Origin of the sequence: Mesorhizobium sp. M8A.F.Ca.ET.208.01.1.1, assembly GCF_004791315.1 — a bacterium.
GTDB lineage: Bacteria > Pseudomonadota > Alphaproteobacteria > Rhizobiales > Rhizobiaceae > Mesorhizobium.
Map to the genome: position 1 here is coordinate 1 of NZ_SRUT01000414.1, position 282 is coordinate 282.

At 55.3% G+C, this 282-nt stretch carries 1 pseudogene; it reads right to left on the minus strand.

The window, feature by feature from the left end:
- Positions 1-79: pseudogene (locus tag EN851_RS37625) on the minus strand (phosphate transport system regulatory protein PhoU); the annotation flags it as partial.
- Between the last annotated feature and the right edge of the window lie 203 nt (positions 80-282).

Genomic DNA, 282 nt, shown 5'->3' on the forward strand with positions numbered 1-282 from the left:
GCCCGCCCATCGCGGCGATGCGCTTGGAGAGGAACTTCAATTCCTCGTCATAGGCACTCATGATGTGCACGGACTGCATAGGCATGCCTTCCCAGCTTCTGCCGGTTTGTTCGCTTCCTCAATCCGTCGCTGATACGCGAACCGCATGACAGAAAGAAGAAAAGCCGGTTGGTAACCAGTACAGGATCAGCGAGCCGGCAAATGAACCGTAAACGCCGCGCCCTTGCCGACTTCCGACTTGATCGACAGCCTGGCATTGTGACGAGTCAATATATGCTTGAC